Below are 18,810 nucleotides of genomic sequence, written 5' to 3'. Positions count from 1 at the left end.
TTACCAAATAAATCAATATACAAATTAATCATTGTAAATATAATAACATAAAAATTTGCAAATAAGACAATATTTATTTAACATTGCCAAACAAATTATAGAACACTATTTAACAATTAAACTTAAAATACCATGAAAACAACATTCTTAATGCTCACTCTTTCTTTATTCATCAGTTCACTAATTTTCAGTTGTAGTAATGAATCTGATTTCGAACAAGCTCCCGGATCTATTATTACAACCCGGGCCGATTCTTTAATTGTTACCCCGGCATACCAACGCTATTCTCAGGCCGTCAAAAAATTAGGAACAGAAATAAGGCAAAAATATTTGGCATTGCCGGATTCGAAAAAACAGGAATTCAAAAACAAACTCGCTGAAATTCAAAGAAATGATAAAAGTGATTTATCAAAATTACAAACACTAACGGATGAAGCCGGTGAGATTATCGGTATAAACTACAACCAAGAAATAAATACAATTAAAAAACTAGCGAATAATGTTTTTAAAGGCCATGCCATATCACGAAAAGAACTCATTATTGCTCTTAAAAAGAATAAATTAAGAAGCAGTTCATCTCCAGCTATCAAAACGATGGGACTCATCGAAGATTTGTGCCCGGAATTTTGTGAATATGATTATATAGGAACCCAAGGGGCATGTGATTATGACTACCTAACTCCTTTAACGCCTGCTGAAGATTATATAATCTGTTCTATGATGGCAATAAATAGATTTAATAATTGCCTAAGTGATTGTGGTAAATGATACATCTTCAAATATATTTTACAAATAAATTTTCTGTTACTTTATAAATCACCATTTATGAGTATAAAGATTTTACCTGTATTATTATTACTATCCTTATCACTGTTCGGACAAGAAAAGAAGCCCTACATTATTCGCGGAACGGTATCTGATCCTATCAATGAAGATGTAACGGTCTATCTTGAACAAATGGGATTGGCAATAACAGAGGGGTGGCCTCGTATCGATAGTGTAAAAATAAAAAACGGAAAATTTGTATTTAAGGGAAAAATAGACCACCCGGATCTATATCGGCTAGGTATAAAAGGGACAAATCCCAAAGGGACAATCCTTATTATAGAACCAGGAACAATAAAAGTAAATTTTTCACGAACCAATATAGATGTATCCGGAGGACCTATACAGGAAGATTTTGTAAAATATGTCGAATCATCCGACCATTTCGGAGATAATGTCGTTTATTTTATTAATAAATATATCGAACAGCCGGTTATCCGGACATTTGTATTCCGTTTTCTGAAAATTCCGAATTTGCAGCATGAATGTATGGACACCATTTATCCCAAATTATCCCAAGAAATAAAAGAGAAACTGGAACGGGAAAAACTCAAATGGGATAAACGATTAAAAAAGGTACAGGAAAAACAAAAACTGGAAGAGGAAAAGAACACTCCCGAAGCCGTTCGGACCGGGAAACCCTATACGGATTTCAAAGCCGAGAGTTCGGATGGAAGTACACTGCGGCTTTCTGAAATCCGGAAAGGCAAACGCCTCGTTTTACTCGACTTTTGGGCCTCCTGGTGCAATCCCTGCATGAAAGAAATGCCGAATATCATTCAGATATACAAAGACTATAAAGACAAGGGACTGGAAGTTGTCGGCATTTCTTTAGACCGGAATAAAGAAGCCTGGACAAAAGCCATTGAAAAAAATCAGATGAAATGGATACAATTGATCACTACCAAAGAACCGGTAAATGAAGATATCAGTGAGCTGTATCATGTAAAAGCTATTCCGTATACCATACTGATAGACTCGTCAGGCACAATCGTTGCCCGGAAATTACGGGGCGAAGAGTTACGGGAAACCGTTGAAAAATTATTGAAATAAATAACACCGCTTTTGTTAAAACATGTACAAAATTATTCTATCGCTTTTATGTATCCTCGGATATTCATGCACGGCTCCTAAACCGGATTTGGTATTATCTACCAGTATCTACGATTTCGGTATATTGGAAATGAATCACATTTACAAAGGGGCTGTAATCATAAAAATGCAGGAAAAGGAGTCTTAAAAATACAAGCAGTCGATCCCGATTGTTCATGTACGGATGTTTCCGTAACCAAAAAAGAACTTTCTGCCGGAGACACCTGTTTGTTGAAGTTCGTTTACAATACTCATTTGAAAAACGGAAAATATGAAAATTACATTTGCATTACAGCGAATACGGATTCTTTGGTTCATATCTTACAAATTAACTCATTAGTCGATCTGTAAAATTGTAAAAGAGCCCGTCCGACAATACAAAAGTCAGACGGGCCCGGTCACATTTTAAGTCACCCACATCAATTATGAATCAAAATGCATCAAATGCACATCCTTTTATCTTTATTCTGCTTTTCCCCATGATTTATTAGGTGCTTCTCCCATTTCCAATTCCAGTATCCCACCTTTCATAATATCGGCATGACTGATAAACGCCCGGTCATACGGTTTTCCGTTCAGACGGGCCGATTGGATATATTTGTTTTTAAGAGAGTTTCCCTTAGCCTGTACGACAAAACTTTTTCCTTCCGGCAACTGTATCTCGGAACGAGAGAATACCGGACTGGTAATAGCATATTCACCCGAAGCCGGATTTACCGGATAGAATCCCAAAGCCGTAAATACATACCAGGCACAAAGCGCTCCCCCGTCTTCATCTCCGGATAAACCTGTAGGCCGGTCGTCAAACCATAAATCAGCCAATTGACGGGTCCGGAATTGTGTTTTCCAGGCTGCTCCGGCATAATTATAAAGATAGGGAATATGGAAGGCCGGTTCATTCCCAACAGGAATCATACCGTGTAATCCCGTTGCATCCGGCATAAGTCCCATAAATTTCCATTTGTCGATATGAGAGGGCTCGTTAAATACATCATCCAGGCGCTGAATAAATTTCTTATTTCCCCCCATTAACCCGATTAACCCGGGAATATCGTGTTGTATATGAAAAACATGCACACAAGCATTCACCTCTGCAAAATAACTCCTGGCCCCGAAACCGTCACACAATTGAGGGTCAAAATCCGGGATCCACTCACCTTTCTCATTTTTAGGGGCGAAATACCCGATTTCCGGATTCCATAAATTGAGGTAATTTCTGGAACGTTTCATCAACAAATCATAATCTTCATCCTTTCCCAGGGCTTTTGCAAACTGAGCCAAACACCAATCGTCATAGCTCTGTTCCAATGTCACGGACACGGCTTGTCTTTTTTCCCATTTATGATCGACATAATCATAGGGCTCATCCTCTCCCGGTGCCAATGCCGGGAAGTAGCCGTGTTGTGCATAAAATTTATCCAGTTCACTGGCCGGTCCCGACCGCCAGGGCACCATCGTTCCTTCCAGCGCATTTTTCCTTATCCCCTCATACGCCTTTTCCAGATCGAAATTCCGAACACCTTTCTCATACGCCTCCGCAAATAAACTGGCCGTATGATTACCGATCATCGGCTCACCTTTCCACACAGCACTCCAGGAACCAACCCAATCTCCGCCCCATTCCGTCAGTTCGGGAAAATTCGGCATCCACCCCCACTGTTTATACATCTCCACATACGACTGTAACATATCCGCTTTTCGGTCCGGCTCCAATATCATACCCAAGGCATGCAGATTCCGATAGGTATCCCATATCCAATCGTCGTTATAGAAAGGGCGACCGTTATCAGCATGTATTTGCCGGTCGAAACCACTGTAATATTTACCGTCTTCGGAAAAATTCACCATTCGTTCATAAGTACGGTACAAACTGGTATAAAATATTCTCTTCTCCCGCTCCGTACCACCTTCTACCCGTATACGTCCCAAGGCTTTTTCCCATATCTGCCGGGAATCCTCCCGAATTGCAGCAAATGTTTTATTCCCGGTTTCTTTTTCCAGGTTTTGTCGTGCCTGTTCCACGCTGATAAAAGAAATACCGACACGGGCTTCGACTTCCGTCACTCTATCGGCACTCAGCCAACCTCCGATATTACTACCTTTTATTTCCGGAGCATCACCGGTACGGTCACCTTCCCAGATTCCCGCCTGCTCAAAAGGTTTATCCAGTTCGATATAAAAATATTGCCGGGCATACTCCACTTTTTCCCATCCCTTAATAATCCGGTTGTCTTCAATCTTCAATTCCCCCTCTCCTTTGATGCGAAAAAGCAGATTTGCCCTTTCCTTTTCCGGATAAACAAACCGAAACAGGCAACAGCGCTCTGTCGTCGTCCATTCGGCATCGATATCGTAATCTTCCAGAATAACCCGATGTCCCCAGGGATGCAATTCTTCCCGGCCGTGATCATACCAGGAACGGGCTTCCCGGAAGCCGGTTCTCAATTCGCCAGTCGTGGGCATTACCGATGCCGTCTCTCCCAAGCGATAACGGGGCATATTGATCGTGATCCCATACAAATGATCGGAAAGATAACGATCGTTTAAGCGCGGCTCCGTCAACGGATATATCCTTACCATTGCATGAGGACGATGTACCTGTGGCGTGACAGTCGTCAACAAAGGAGCTACCCCTCCGATGTTCGGATCGACATATTTTCCGACCTCCACATTTTCCCGACAAGCATTCAAGCATAAAAGGAACATGCCACCTGTCAATAATCTATAAAAATGCTTATTTCTCATTTTTCATCAAATTACACATATTATACATACAGGGCAATAATAGTACATATTTTCAAAGCAGACTAATACAATAATGACAGAAACTTATGAAATATTGAAATAGAAATTTTGTTAAAACAGTTGTCCTTGCCTCAGCGGCGTATTATATTTGTAAAAAAGTAAGCCTATCATACTATTTCGTATATTTGTAATATACACAAAAATAGGCTACTCAAAATTCAAATCCATTATTCATATTGAACGATTATTTTACACCTATGAAATACGTATTAAAAGAAATAACACCTCTTGAAAAAAACAGTTTATTCTGGATCCGGTATCATCCCAATCACCGGTTAAATTTTCCGTTACATTATCACGATGAATACGAATTATGCCTGATGGAACACATCTGCGGCAAACGGACGGTCGGTAATTTAGTCGAAGATTTCGGTAAATCGGATTTAGCCCTGATCGGCCCGGACGTACTCCACTGTTATAAAAGAGGGGAAGATTATAAGGACACCGTTTGCGAGGGCATTATTATTCAATTCGGAAAGAATCTGATACATACGGAAATTCTAAACACATATCAGTTCAGGGACATAAAAGCGATGCTCGAAAAAGCGGCTGTCGGTATTCAATTTTCAGCCGAAACGACGGCTAAAGTCAGAGAAAAGCTATACCGTCTGGTAAATCTTCAGGATTTTAGCGCCGTTACACTTTTTTTCGAGATTCTCAACGAATTGGCATTATCGGAAGACCAACGTATTCTGATACCGCCTACTTTAGAGGATTGCGGCGAAATCAACATACAACAAAGCCGCCGGATCAATAAAATTATTCAATTCGTAGAGAAAAACTACCAGCAAAAGATAACGCTGGAACAAATCGGGGAGCTGATCGGCATGTCGCCTTCTTCTGTGAGCCGTTTTTTCAAACAACGTACCCGGCACCGGTTTTGGGATTACCTGAATAATTTCCGGGTAAAAAAAGCCACCAAGATACTGATGGAAACAAACCATTCCGTATCGGAAATATGTTACGAATGCGGTTTCAACAACATTTCCAACTTCAACCGGGTGTTCAAAGAAAAGATGCAATATACCCCCAGTGAATACCGCAAAAAAATCCAGGATTCAACCGTTCCGTTAAACAGAGCGTAATCAAAATTTCAAGTTACAGGCTACAATCTCACTTCCTTCCGGAATGTTTCTGTAGCCCATAACTTGAAATCAAACTTCACACCTTACTTCCACAACGCTTTGATCGCAGCCTCCAAATTCATCCCCTGTGGACAGGATTCACTGGGAGCTATTCCCCGGCAGGTTTTCGGATCTCCGGGATTTCCGGTTGAAATCACCCGGGCCAGCGGCATTTCCAAATGTCCGTTAGGATCATTCTTTTGCAACCAATCATAAGCATACTTTAACCAAGCTTCCCGGTATTCGGGTTTCTGCAAATAAAACCAGGTAATTTCATCGTATCCCCAGGTATAATGATCGTTGACATTGGCTACACCGGGATGATCGCTTACACCGAAATTATCGAATTCAACCAGATAAGGCAAAGCCTGGCATTCCCAGCCGCTAGGGGTAATACATCCCAGACTACGTCCGTAAATTGCATCCAGATGTCCTTTTTCCAATATACCCTCCATCGGTTTTTTAGGCACTTCTTTAATGCGTAAAGGAAAAGAATTAAAATCCAATAAGCTGATCCCATTCACAATCATTCCGCCTGCCGGCGTATGAGCATCCAGTAATATCCAATGCCGGCGGGCATTCTCCCGGGCATAATTCCTGATCTTCACCAAAAAACTCTGCCAGGTTTCAAAATGCGGGTCATTCATCCCGATTAATGCAATCTGGCCCAAATGAACGGCCTCACATCCGATCTGCACATACGACCCGATCAGGTACATAAACCAAAGCTGGGTTTCTACCTGTGTTATATCCGGTACACTGCTTCCGGCTCCCCATAAATCCACATATTTTCCTTCCGGATTCAGCATCATTTCGTAAGAAAAATTCCGCTCTTCCACAGGTAAGCCCAACGCTTCGAATGTCCAGGCAGGAATCTTCAGGGTATTGACTTCCCGGGTTACAGCTTCAAAAGTGGCAGCCTGAAAAATAACACGTTTGTCAAAAGCATGTACTTTCTCAATCAACCCGCGTGCTCCGTTCCAAAATCCGGGATCACTCAATACCCGTTCGCCTCCCCAGCGGTAAATCGAACGGCCGATAAATTTAGCACCGATGTTCTTTATCAGTTCGATATCTTTCTCCTTATCGGCATAATGCCCGTCGTTGCAAAAAGGATCTACAGTCAAAAACTCAGACATCGTTGCCGACCGGCTCAGGTAATTCTCGAGTACCGGACGGCTGATTCCACCGTCAAAATCCCAGTTTCTATCTTCACAGGCAGTCAGCGCTCCACCCATCAGAACAAATCCCAAAATAACTTGTATCATTCTTTTCCGATTCATATCCGTCATTAAATAATAAATGATGTATTTCTTTTATATAACAACCTTTATTCAAGGTAAATTACAAGCAAAACCCAAAAGTTAATTGCAGATTTCAGATTGTAAATTTTAAATTGCCCGGCAACCCGATTCGTTATCAAATTCTTTTCATCTAAAATCGTCAATCTAAAATCTACAATTTATATAAAGGGTTAATAAGCCAACAATTTATTTCGTCCACAAACTCTTAATCGTCTCTTCCTGGGATTGTCCTTCAGGACAGGCATCTCCGGCCGTATTAGCCCGATAACGGGTATTGCCTTCCGGTAAAGTAACAACACGGCTACCGGGCATTTCCAGAAAACCTACCGGGTCTACCCTTTCGAGATAGCTATCGGCATAAACCAAGAATTCATTCCGATACGCTTCCGGCTGGCGGTAAAACCAACTGATTTCATCATATCCCCATGTAAAATGATCTGCCATATTAGCAGTTCCCGGATGGCTGCTGATACCGAAATTATCGAACTCTACCAGATACGGACAGCGGGTACAGCTCCAGCCGGACGGAGTGATTCCTCCCTGAGTACGTCCATAGATGGCATCAAGATAGAATTTTTTCAATTCTGCTTTCTCCGGATCTCCGGATATTTCTTTTATCCGCATAGGGAAAGAAACAAAATCGAACAACAATTTTCCATCTGCCAAAATTCCGTAACCCGGCATATGTCCGTCACACAATATCGTTCCCCGCCGTGCTTTCGTTTTAGCTGCTTCTCTGACCTTCGTCAATAAATCATTCCATCCGGCATATTGATTATCCTTGTCGCCCATGGCAATCAATTCGACCTGACCGAAATGGATGGCCTCAATCCCGATCTCCATATAACGTACTGCCATATAATAGAAAAACATACGGGTTTCCTCCCGGGTAATATCAGGTACACTCCCGTTTCCCCACTGATTAACCCCGTTTCCCGCCAGGTTTTTCATCGCATTGTAATCGAAATTACGGGTCTCGGGTGTTTTACCGAAGGCCGTAAATACCCAATCGGGAATCTCAATCTGATTCACTTTATCGGTCACGATTTCAAAAATACCGGCCTGAAAAATGATATCCGGGTCCTCTGCATGCATACGCTCGATCTTTGCCTTTGCATTCGCCAGCCATTGCGGTTGATTGAAATGATTTTCAAAACCCCAGGAATAAATCGCCCGGCCGATAAATTTAGCACCGATATTTAAAAGCATCCGTTCATCGTCTTCCGGATTGGGATATACCCCGTCATTAAAAAAACCGTCACTGGATAAAAATTCGGACTGTGTAATTGCCCTGGACAAATAACTTTCCAATACATTCTGTGCAATTTTACCCCCGGAGAAGGTATAATTTCTATCGATCGTCCTTCCCGGATTTTTTAGGTTATCATCATCCGAACATGAGCACAATGCCCATATCACCATTAATATTATTCCTAATTTTTTCATATCCTATCTGTTATTGAAAGGGAATCAAAACTATCCTTCAACGTCAGAACCATTCCTGCCGTTTTGATTCCCTTTCCGGTTACGAAGTCTGCTGACTCATTTAATAAAAACGTTATATTTCATGTATATAATCTTACGAATTACAGCTTGCTCAATTACAAGATTGTAAAGAATTAACATCAATCCATTCCGATTCTGCGGATTGTCTCAACAGAATTGTCGGTTGCGGCTTTTTCAGTACTCCGTTATCCAAAAAGTCCTTAATCAAACAGAACCCGATTTGATTATCCGTATTTTGCAAAGGAATAAAACCATCCGGACCTCCATTATCCATGATCGTCACATCTCCGCCGATATACTCTATCGATTGGAATCCTCCCAAACCATTCACCTTATAGTGATTCTTAATCGTAAAATTACCGCCTACATGCTTCAATCCACCGCCGGTAACCATCCAGCTATCCCAGTTCCAAATCTCACCGGCAGAAGGATCGCCGTTCAGTTCAAAATCGCCACCGACCCAAGACAACGAAGCAAAACCGATTCCGCCGTCATTGAGTGCCGTTGCCGGATCGACTTTAAAATTACCCTCTACACGGGCAATCTTACAAAAACCGGCACCGTTACTCATATCAGCCCAATAAGCCATTTTCGGGCAATTTTCAATAATCAGATCTCCGCCGATCTCTGTATATCCTTTAAAACCGTTGCAATTGAACAGCTCCGGATTGTTGCGCAACACAATTCCTCCCCGGCAATCAATCGATTCGAAGAAATTTTCCGTCGTCGTCAAAGCGGTATTTTCAATTGTCACGGTTCCCATTACAGTCGTGATTTTCGTCTTAATAAAAGAAACTGCATGATCGGTCACATCTGCACCCCGTATCGTCAAATTACCGATAATCTGCGAAGAAGGAGTAAAATTATTCACCTCCTCGAGTCCGTTCAATTCATAATCAGAAAAAGAAATACCACAAGCGGTCAACGAATTAACATCGATAACTTCTCCGGAAGCATTTACCAAAGTAATCACAGCAGTCGGTTTTACAATACCGAAATCCAGAAAGCCCTTGATCAGACAATATCCGACCTGGTTACTCGTTGAATTCGACGGTATATCGCCGACACCTTCTCCGCCACCGTTATTCACAATCGTAACATCTCCACCGATATATTGTATATTCTGGAAGCCGCCCAAACCGTTTATTTTCAAATGGTTTTTCAGGATAAAATCACCACCGACATACTTTAATCCACCGCCTCTTGCCAGCCAGGTATCACAATTCCAGAGATCCCCCTTATTATTGGCTTTATCGCCGTTCAACTCAAAATTACCGCCGACACGTGACAAACCGGCAAAACCGGCACCCCCTTCGGTCATTGTAGAAGCCGGATCGACTTTAAAGTTACCTTTTACCTCCGTAATGAAGCTAAAACCGGCTCCGGACCAGAAGGTCATTTCCGGGCAATTTTCAATAACAAGATCACCGCCGATAACCGTATAACCTTTGAAACCGTTACAATTCATCAAAGCCGGATTATCTTTCAACACAATACTTCCCTGACAATCCACTTTATCGAAAAATCCTTCCGTAGTCGTTGTCCCGGTATTTTCAAGCAACATTTTACCTTGTATCACTTTAATCTTACTTGCAATACCGGCCAGTACCGCATCATTGATATCCGATCCGCGCACAGTCAGATTCATTACGGTTTCATTGGCCGGCATAAACTTGTCTGCATCCGCTCTCGAACCGATGACATAACTCAAAATATCACCAGCCCCCATCTGACCTATACGGGAAGGATCCGTAGCCGCCTTCGGATGGTTATTCGCCAGCGTAATCGTACCTTCCATGATGCTGTTATCCAGTAAATATTTCACCGGCATAAGCCCGTAACTATCCGGAGCACCGGCTTTGTCCTCTCCGAAAATCATATTATCGCTTATCGTCAGACTACCCCGGAATATTTTCAAATGCAATAAACCGGCAATACTCTCCAAAGCCGGATTATCTTCTATGATCAAGCTACCGTTCATAAATTTAAACTGCTCCAATCCGTCGATAGCCTTCAAATTCTCATTCTCACTTATAGTAAGTCCTATCGTAATAGCACTCAAACGAGGCAACGCCAATTCTGTTATCCCTGTATTCCGGATAATCAAAGATTTCGCGTTCTGAAATTGCAAGGCAGATAAATCCGTAATATCTTCCCCCTCTATCGTCAAAGTACGGATATCCTGTGTCACTTTAAAAGCATTCACGTCTGCCTGAGAAGACAAGATATAATCTTTTCCCCTTTCCAGTTCCAACTTATCGTCGTCGCAAGCACCGGCAAACACGGCCAACAACAATAAGCCCAATCCTATCAAATTTTGTTTTAACTGTATCATAAGTATCTGATTAAAGTCTGATTATTGTTTATTCAAATCCTGTTCACGCTGCGGTATCGGGAAGAAATAAGCATAAGCTTCCTTTACTTCTTTATTGGTAATTTCCTGCATGACCCGGTTCGTCCGTCTCAACTCAAACAATCCATGCCCTTCAAAAGCCAATTCAAACGTCAACTCTTCCCATATGGCTTTCCGGAAAGACTCTTTATCCAATCCCGGTGTCAAGTCTCCCAGTCCGGCTCTTTCCCGGACAGCATTTACCCAACGATAGCCTTCTGTCGTCGGACCCGCAGCTTCGGCATAGCTCAACGCAACTTCGGCAAACCGTATCAGATAAATATTGGCACTGGTTCTGTTTGCCAATGAATTCGGATCCGTATATTTCCGGCAGAAAGGCTGATAAAATGCGTTCTCCGTCGGATTCGAGCTATTGATGTTATCCGGACTCCAGGTAGCCAGAACGGTTCCATTTTCATTATAAATCGTTGTCACCATCAATTTTTTACGTAAATCCAGATCATCGAAAGTATTGTAGAAATCACCGTCTACCCGGAACACACTCCAACAGGTCTGATTGCCGTCTATCACTTTTTGTACTCCGGCACCTCCGGTAATGGAAGAGGAAATCCATATAACAGGCAGACCTATTCCGAACATTTGAGGTAACTGTGAATAAGTACCCTCCATACCGCTGGCTTCCCGATTCATCGAAGTCATAAAGATATGCTCTGTCCCGTCGCTGAAATGATTTACATCATATACCCGCAACAAATCGGGGTCCAAGGCATACGTTGTCTGCTTATTCAATACCTCGTCGGCATATCCGGCAGCTTTGGCATACATCGCTTCATAGTCTTCCACCCAATCATATCCGGGAGCACCGGTCATTTTGGAAGAAGCCAGCGTCACATAAACTTTTGCCAGCAAAGCCTGGGCTCCGACCTTATCGGCACGTCCCTGATGCTTGGATATACCGCACAAATCGATAGCATGTTCGAGGTCTTCAATAATAAGCTGATAAATCTCCTGAATCGAACCGTAAGGGGCATTCGTTCCACTCGTACCCTGAACCGATTTTTTACGCAAAGGCACTTCCCCATATGTTCTCACCAGCATAAAGTAATTAAAAGCCCTCAAAAAATAAGCCTCTCCTAAGATCTGATTTTTATTCTTCTGATCGATATTATTCATCTTTACTACATTCTCAAGTACGGAGTTCGTGCGGTTTATACTGATATACGCATACTTGAAAAAGTACAGAAACTCATCTGTATTGGGATTGCAATCCCAGATATAGAGGTTCGTCTCGTTCACCCGTCCGTAATTCTTATATTGATTGGTCGTCACATCCGTCAGATAGAACAAAAAGCGCGCTCCGTATTCAATATAATTGATGGGAGAATAAGCATACAACAATGCCGACAAAGCATCCGCTTCCGTATTGTAGTAATTTTTATTGGAATATACTCCGTAAGGATCTTCTTCCAGAAAGTTCGAGCAGGAAGAGAGTCCCACACAGAACAGAGTTATATAAAGATATATTTTTTTCATCGCTATACTAATTTTTAAGTCCATTGACTCATTTCATATTTTAAATGTGTCATTCATTATTTCGGCTCAATCCAGATTAAAGCTTCATCAGAATTTCAACTCCAGACCCGTTGTAAAAGTACATGTACGCGGGAAGGCCACCGGTCCTCGCCCGTTTTCTCCCACTTCCGGATCGTATTCACTCACATTTGAGAATGTAACCGGATTGCTGACATTCAAATAAACCCTCAGATTTTTTATACATTTCAGATAATGTTCCGGTAATGTATACCCCAACGTAATATTCTGTATGCGTAAAAAAGAACCGTCTTCCACAAACCAGGAGGAAGCAAAATAGGATCGGTCTGCACGCAGGCTGGGACGATTATTGTTCGGAGTTTCGGGTGTCCAGCGTCCGGCCCTCAAAGAAGGAGCATCCAATTTCCTCGGAGAAAAAATATCGTTTCCGTACACACCGTAGAACATAACCGACAAATCCAGCCCGGATTTATGAGTCAGTTGTATATTCAAACTGGAAGTAAACTTCGGATTCGGGTCGCCGATAATGCGGCGGGCATCCGGGTCCAAAGAACCGTCTTCACGCAAACCGGCATAATTGAATTCTCCCGGACGGGTCATCTTTGTCGGATTAGCAGGCATATTCTGGATAATGCCGTCTACCTTATAACCGTAAAACACATTTATAGGCTGGCCGATAGCCAGGATATTCAGATAAGCATCGTTGAAGACACTTCCGCCATAAGGTTGATAGCGGACACCGTTAACATCCTCAATATATCCGGAATCTTCTTTTGTACCGATATTTACAACTTTATTTTTATTGGCACTGAATATCAAACCGGCATTCAAACGGAAAGCCCCCTGGGTAATGATACGGCCATTGATGGCAAATTCAAATCCCTTGTTCTGTATCTCTCCGTCATTTACCCACACTTTATCATACGCACTACTGGGTGTCAGTAATTTTTCACGCAACAAATCGGTCGTTACTTTCCGGTAATAGTCGAATGTCACATCCAAACGGTTGTTGAATAATGAAAAATCGACACCGATATCCACCTGTGATGTCTTTTCCCAGCCTAACTCATCGTTCGGCATACCACCCCACAATACATAGCGATCTCCGATACCTTCCCGGCCCACCTCTTTACCGACACCGTAAATGATGTATTCTTTTCCATCCACATAGTAATAGTTGCTTCCGAATTGTTCAAAAGTCTGATAAGGAGATATCCCCTGATTACCGGAAATACCGTAACTGGCGCGAAGTTTTAAATTATCGAATATACCCAGATTTTTTATAAACTCTTCTTCAGATAATCTCCAACTGACAGCACCCGACGGGAAGAATCCCCATTTGTTATTTTCTCCGAATTTCGACGAACCGTCGACACGCCCGGTAAAAGTAAACATATACCGGTTTTTATACGTGTAATTGATACGGGTAAAAGCAGATGCCAATTCCGTCTCGCTCCGGTAATTGCCGACATACCGATTTTCAGCACCGGCTAAATTCTCATCCTGTAACACATGATTCTGAAAACCTCGTCCCGTGATACTGGATCCCTTATTTACATTATCTTCATAACTTACTCCACCCATGGCAGAAAAACTGTGATCTTTCCCGAATAATTTATTATAGGTCAGATAAGCATCTACAATATAATTCAGGTAATTTCCGTTCGTCATACCGCCTTCTCCGTCAAAACGGTCACCGGCATCCGTATATTTCGGCGGATTATAGAAAGAGGTATTACTGGTACCGGCCCTCACATTCCCCTGGACGGCAAAATTCAGTCCGGACAAAATATCCCAATCGATCTTCAGCGAAGCATAAGCATCTACATTGTCGGCGACATTTTTACGTTGCTCGGTCATCATCACCGGATTCCCGTAATCTTTGTCAAAAGCCTTAAAATAGCTGCCGTCACCATTGTAAACCGGGAATAAAGGATTACGGGAATAATCCATACCGTAATTGTAATTTCTCTTACCTTTAAAAATACCGGCTTTGGTTTTGATCGACAGATTATTGGTTACATCGTTATCGTAAGACATATCAAAAGACAATTTATCATAGTCATCTCCGATTTGCATACCTTCCGCACTATAATATCCCAAACTGATATAATAACGACTTCTTTCGGTACTTCCTTCAACGCCCATATTGTAATCCTGCGTAATAGCGGTCCGGAAAATGTAATCCGACCAATCGGTATAATAGGGCCATTCACCGTCCCGTATTTCTGCAATAGAAGGATAATACGCTCCGTTCACATCCTTTTTCCCTACGTACAAAGCTTCCAATCCGGCATTTTCATACGCTTCGTTTTCCAACATCGCCATCTGCAAAGGATTTCTCCAATAATCCAGTTTCTTACTGAAAATACTGGCTCCGACTTTACCGCTGAACCAAACGTTGGCCTTATCCCCCTTTCCGTTCTTTGTCGTAATCATAATCACACCATTAGCTCCTCTCGAACCGTATATGGCCGTTGCAGAAGCATCTTTCAGCACTTCAATAGAAGATATGATATTCGGATTGATGGAATTGAGATTTCCGGCATCTCCCATAGGTACCCCGTCCACAACTACCAGCGGGGCATTCGAGCCGTTAATGGAGCTCGCTCCGCGGATACGTACAGTGGCTCCTCCCTGAGGGTTGTCTTCCGAATTATTGATAATCTGCAAACCGGCAACCCGTCCTTGCAGCAATTTCTCAACAGATCCCGAAGACGTTTTCGTAACTTCTGCTGCTTTTACCGATGCCACACTACCTGTCAGATCCGATTTTTTCATCGTACCGTATCCGACCACAACAACATCTTCCAAAAGCTGGGCTTCTTCTTCCATAGTAACATCTATCCTGGTACGTCCGGCTACCTTTATTTCCTGCGGAGCATAACCGATAAAGCGAAAAACCAGAATGCTCTGTGCATTGGCTTTTATTGCATAATTTCCGTCTATGTCTGTAGTTACTCCTGTAGTAGCTCCCTTTACCATAATGGCAACACCGGGTAAAGGCTGGCCGTCTCCTTTGCTTTTAACGACACCACTGACCGAAATATCCTGTGCCTGCAAAGCTGATATCCCGATAAATAGTGAAATCACCCAAAAGAATAATTTCTGTTTCATCATATTTAAATATTAAATCTGTTAGTAATTATACAACACCTTCATTTTTAAAACGTTTCCGTCGAAGAAAACAATGTAAAATATCAAAATTGCAATAAGCTTCAAAAATGAATTAGTGCACGTACAAATGTAATCGACATCAGAACACCATACTTATACTATTTTTACCAATCATGTTCATTTTTATACATTAACATTGTTAAGATGATTTCCATATAATAAATTGATATACAAATTATAACATTCAATATGTTAAAATCGGCGCCTACTGATAAATTCATATTTCAGATTTAAACTTATCGGTATATATCCTATCAATCTTCGTCAAAATTATACTATCCATGTATCAACTTTCATCCTAATTTTGACATGTCGAAAGAAAGCAATGCGTAACTTTTAATAAATAAAATCATGTTTGTACCTTTTAAAGAGATATTAAAAGATGCTTATTCAAACAAATACGCAGTCGGAGCCTTCAACTGTCTAAGCCTTGAAAATGCGATGGGAGCCATTCAGGCCGCAGAAGAACTACGCTCGCCGATCATCATTCAGTTGGCAGAAGTACAATTTCCCTACTCCCCTATGGAAAAAATGGCCCCTGTATTTATAGAAAGTGCTGAAAAAGCAAGTATACCCGTATGTGTACATCTGGATCACGGACAGAGTTTGGAAACCTGTGTGCGGGCCATGAAATTGGGATTTCAATCCATTATGTATGACGGCGCCAACCTTCCTCTGGAAGAAAACATCCGGAATACCAAAGAAATTGTACGTATAGCCCGGGCTTTAAACGTAGATATCGAAGCGGAACTCGGAAAGGTAGGCAATGCGAACAGCGAACAAGACAACGTATCGGATATTTTTACGGATGTCGACGAATCGGCATACTTTATTAAAGAAACCGCCGTAGATGCTTTAGCCATTGCTATCGGCAACCTTCACGGAAAATATGTAGCTACCCCGCAGCTAAACATAGAACGCCTGCAGGAAATCAACAATCGCAACAGACTACCTTTGGTATTACACGGAGGTAGCGGTACCAGTTTCGAAGATTTTAAATCCTGCATACACAACGGAATTTGTAAAATTAATGTAGCCACAGCTATCCAGATCGCTGTCACCAATAAGTTGGAGAAATATTTTAAAACAGTCTCCAATCCCAACTATATCGATATGAAATATCAGATGGTGGAAGCCTCCAAAGAAGCTGTTATTGAACACATGTTATTATTCGAAAGCAATGGAAAAGCCTGAACATTTGAGAAAAGGGATCATTTCTGCCGGTTCCTGGCTGGTCGATACCGTAAAATTTATTGACAAGTATCCGGTGAGCGGCAATCTGGTCACAATCGATAAAATCGAAATCGGCCTCGGCGGATGTGCTCATAACGTACTGGTCGATTTAGCCCGTCTGTCCACCGATATGCCTCTGTATGCCGGAGGCTGTATCGGAACAGATGCGAACGGAGATTTTGTAATGAATGAGATTACACGTTACGGAATCGATTCCAGATACATGTATCGTCTGGAACACGTACCGACTTCTTATACAGATGTCATGTCGGAAACAGGAGGTAATGCAAGCCGCACTTTTTTCCATTTCCGGGGGGCCAATGCCTGTCTCGGCCGGGAGCATCTCTCTCCGATAAATGTACCGGCACGTATATTTCATCTGGGATATTTACTACTGCTCGACGAATTGGATAAAAAAGACAGTGAATACGGTATCAAAGCCGCCCGGGTATTACACGAATTACAGAAAAAGGGATACGAAACCTCTGTAGATGTGGTGTCCGAAGAAAGCGACCGATTCCGTGAAATTATGCTTCCCTGTCTTCCTTATATCGATTATCTGATAATCAATGAAGTGGAAGCCGGAGCCTGTTGCCATACCCAATTGAGAGACGAGAAAGGTAAAATCTCATTGGAATCGGTAAAATCGACAGTCGGCCAACTCCTTGCACTGGGGGTAAACAAGGTATGTGCCGTCCATTTCCCGGAAGGCGGATATGCAGCCCGTAAACAAGGGGAAACCTGTTATATTCCTTCTATTCCGGTAGACAAAAAAGACATCGTATCCCCGGTTGGCGCAGGAGATGCTTTTTGTGCGGGTATGCTATACGCATTACACGAAAACCAATCCTTACAGGATGCCGTGATTTTCGCCAATACCTCCGCCCGGTTTAATCTCAGAAGCGCAACCAGTACCGGCGGTGCCCCCTGTTTAAGCGAATTAGAACATTTTATACATTTAAATTATACAAATCATGAAAAGAAGTGAAATAAACCGATATATCCGTGAAGCCATTCAATTTTTCGAATCCAATCATTTCTATTTACCCGTATGGGCACGCTGGTCCACGGCAGAATGGCAAAGTAAAGGTGAAGAATGTGATGAAATCCGTCAAAACAACCTGGGATGGGACATTACTGATTTCGGCAAAGGTCGTTTTGCGGAAGAAGGCCTTACCCTGGTGACCATCCGGAACGGTAATCTCAAATACGACAACAAACCCTACTGTGAGAAAATCATGCTGGTCCGGGAAAAACAAATCACACCTATCCATTTCCATTGGAAAAAAATGGAAGATATCATCAACAGAGGCGGCGGAAAACTCTGCATCCGTTTATGGAAAGCCGACCTTCAGGAAGAAAGGACAAATGAAGACTGCATTGTCAAAATCGACGGAGTAAAAACAAGGGTTCCGGGCGGTGGAACGGTTTGTCTGGAAAATGGCCAGAGTATTTGCTTCGAACCTTATATGTATCATACATTCTGGGCCGAAGGCGGCGACTGTATGGTAGGCGAAGTATCTACCGTCAACGACGACGCCAATGACAACCGTTTTTTTGAGCCCATAGGCCGCTTCCCGGCCATCGAAGAGGATTGTCCGGCTGAATATCTGTTGTGTACGGAATATCCGGAAAAGAATAATTGAACGTTTTAATTGCAGATTTTAGATTGACGATTTTAGATTATACCCCAATCCTTCGCTACAAGAAAAGAGAAAGCGTAAATCGAAAAGCGTAAATCAAAAATAAATGACCTATTAATGACAGATTTTGATTTAAATACACAAACAGTTACAGAGCGATTCTGACTTTAAACTGAAACATGCACCTGTAACCCGGA

Annotated in this window: 14 protein-coding genes; 8 read left to right on the top strand and 6 right to left on the bottom strand. The window is 42.1% G+C overall.

Translation table 11 applies throughout. The features are described 5' to 3' along the window. The first annotated feature begins 132 nt into the window (after nucleotides 1–132). From BN8908_RS17805 to BN8908_RS19185, 4 genes are read left to right on the top strand one after another with little or no spacing between them, the layout of a single operon-like run. The gene (locus tag BN8908_RS17805; protein ID WP_068691987.1) at nucleotides 133–768 is read left to right on the top strand and encodes a hypothetical protein; all 636 of its coding nucleotides are present in this window, start codon (nucleotides 133–135) and stop codon (nucleotides 766–768) included. 57 nt (nucleotides 769–825) lie between these two features. Further along, nucleotides 826–1,878 carry a TlpA disulfide reductase family protein gene (locus tag BN8908_RS17800; RefSeq protein ID WP_068691985.1) on the top strand — a complete coding sequence of 351 codons (1,053 nt, stop codon included), beginning with the start codon at nucleotides 826–828 and terminating at the stop codon, nucleotides 1,876–1,878. Nucleotides 1,879–1,900: 22 nt separating this feature from the next. Further along, complete coding sequence (locus BN8908_RS19020; RefSeq protein WP_235837461.1) at nucleotides 1,901–2,065, top strand: hypothetical protein; 165 nt, start codon at nucleotides 1,901–1,903, stop codon at nucleotides 2,063–2,065. Beyond that, nucleotides 2,002–2,268 (top strand): DUF1573 domain-containing protein, encoded by a 267-nt coding sequence (locus BN8908_RS19185; protein ID WP_392389388.1) that lies wholly within the window; start codon nucleotides 2,002–2,004, stop codon nucleotides 2,266–2,268. Before BN8908_RS19020 ends, BN8908_RS19185 begins: the two co-directional genes overlap by 64 nt. A gap of 111 nt (nucleotides 2,269–2,379) precedes the next feature. On the opposite strand, the gene BN8908_RS17795 is transcribed toward BN8908_RS19185, so the two are convergent. Beyond that, nucleotides 2,380–4,662 (bottom strand): GH92 family glycosyl hydrolase, encoded by a 2,283-nt coding sequence (locus BN8908_RS17795; protein ID WP_082989311.1) that lies wholly within the window; start codon nucleotides 4,660–4,662, stop codon nucleotides 2,380–2,382. A gap of 257 nt (nucleotides 4,663–4,919) precedes the next feature. Between BN8908_RS17795 and BN8908_RS17790 the strand changes: the two genes are divergently transcribed. Then, nucleotides 4,920–5,807: an AraC family transcriptional regulator gene (locus tag BN8908_RS17790; protein WP_021988804.1), complete on the top strand. Its 888-nt coding sequence runs from the start codon at nucleotides 4,920–4,922 to the stop codon at nucleotides 5,805–5,807. A gap of 83 nt (nucleotides 5,808–5,890) precedes the next feature. On the opposite strand, the gene BN8908_RS17785 is transcribed toward BN8908_RS17790, so the two are convergent. From BN8908_RS17785 to BN8908_RS17765, 5 genes are all read right to left on the bottom strand, one after another. After that, nucleotides 5,891–7,114, bottom strand: a complete 1,224-nt coding sequence (locus tag BN8908_RS17785) for a hypothetical protein (protein ID WP_235837460.1) — start codon at nucleotides 7,112–7,114, stop codon at nucleotides 5,891–5,893. Nucleotides 7,115–7,336: 222 nt separating this feature from the next. Then, entirely contained in the window at nucleotides 7,337–8,596 is a 1,260-nt protein-coding gene (locus BN8908_RS17780) for a hypothetical protein (RefSeq protein ID WP_068691981.1), read from the bottom strand. 151 nt (nucleotides 8,597–8,747) lie between these two features. Further along, nucleotides 8,748–10,991 carry a hypothetical protein gene (locus BN8908_RS17775; RefSeq protein ID WP_068691980.1) on the bottom strand — a complete coding sequence of 748 codons (2,244 nt, stop codon included), beginning with the start codon at nucleotides 10,989–10,991 and terminating at the stop codon, nucleotides 8,748–8,750. 21 nt (nucleotides 10,992–11,012) lie between these two features. After that, nucleotides 11,013–12,542, bottom strand: coding sequence for a RagB/SusD family nutrient uptake outer membrane protein (locus BN8908_RS17770; protein ID WP_068691978.1), 1,530 nt, complete (start codon nucleotides 12,540–12,542; stop codon nucleotides 11,013–11,015). 87 nt (nucleotides 12,543–12,629) lie between these two features. Beyond that, on the bottom strand, nucleotides 12,630–15,680 hold the full coding sequence (locus BN8908_RS17765) for a SusC/RagA family TonB-linked outer membrane protein (protein WP_082989309.1): 3,051 nt from the start codon (nucleotides 15,678–15,680) through the stop codon (nucleotides 12,630–12,632). Nucleotides 15,681–16,088: 408 nt separating this feature from the next. Between BN8908_RS17765 and BN8908_RS17760 the strand changes: the two genes are divergently transcribed. From BN8908_RS17760 to BN8908_RS17750, 3 genes are read left to right on the top strand one after another with little or no spacing between them, the layout of a single operon-like run. After that, nucleotides 16,089–16,931 (top strand): class II fructose-bisphosphate aldolase, encoded by an 843-nt coding sequence (locus BN8908_RS17760; RefSeq protein ID WP_068691976.1) that lies wholly within the window; start codon nucleotides 16,089–16,091, stop codon nucleotides 16,929–16,931. Next, nucleotides 16,918–17,958, top strand: coding sequence for a carbohydrate kinase family protein (locus BN8908_RS17755; protein WP_068691974.1), 1,041 nt, complete (start codon nucleotides 16,918–16,920; stop codon nucleotides 17,956–17,958). The genes BN8908_RS17760 and BN8908_RS17755 overlap by 14 nt, the downstream gene beginning before the upstream one ends. Continuing rightward, entirely contained in the window at nucleotides 17,945–18,616 is a 672-nt protein-coding gene (locus BN8908_RS17750; protein WP_068691967.1) for a D-lyxose/D-mannose family sugar isomerase, read from the top strand. The genes BN8908_RS17755 and BN8908_RS17750 overlap by 14 nt, the downstream gene beginning before the upstream one ends. Nucleotides 18,617–18,810: the final 194 nt, after the last annotated feature.

Source organism: Culturomica massiliensis, from assembly GCF_900091655.1.
Taxonomy (GTDB): domain Bacteria; phylum Bacteroidota; class Bacteroidia; order Bacteroidales; family Marinifilaceae; genus Culturomica; species Culturomica massiliensis.
This window is presented reverse-complemented; position numbering and strand designations above follow the sequence as displayed.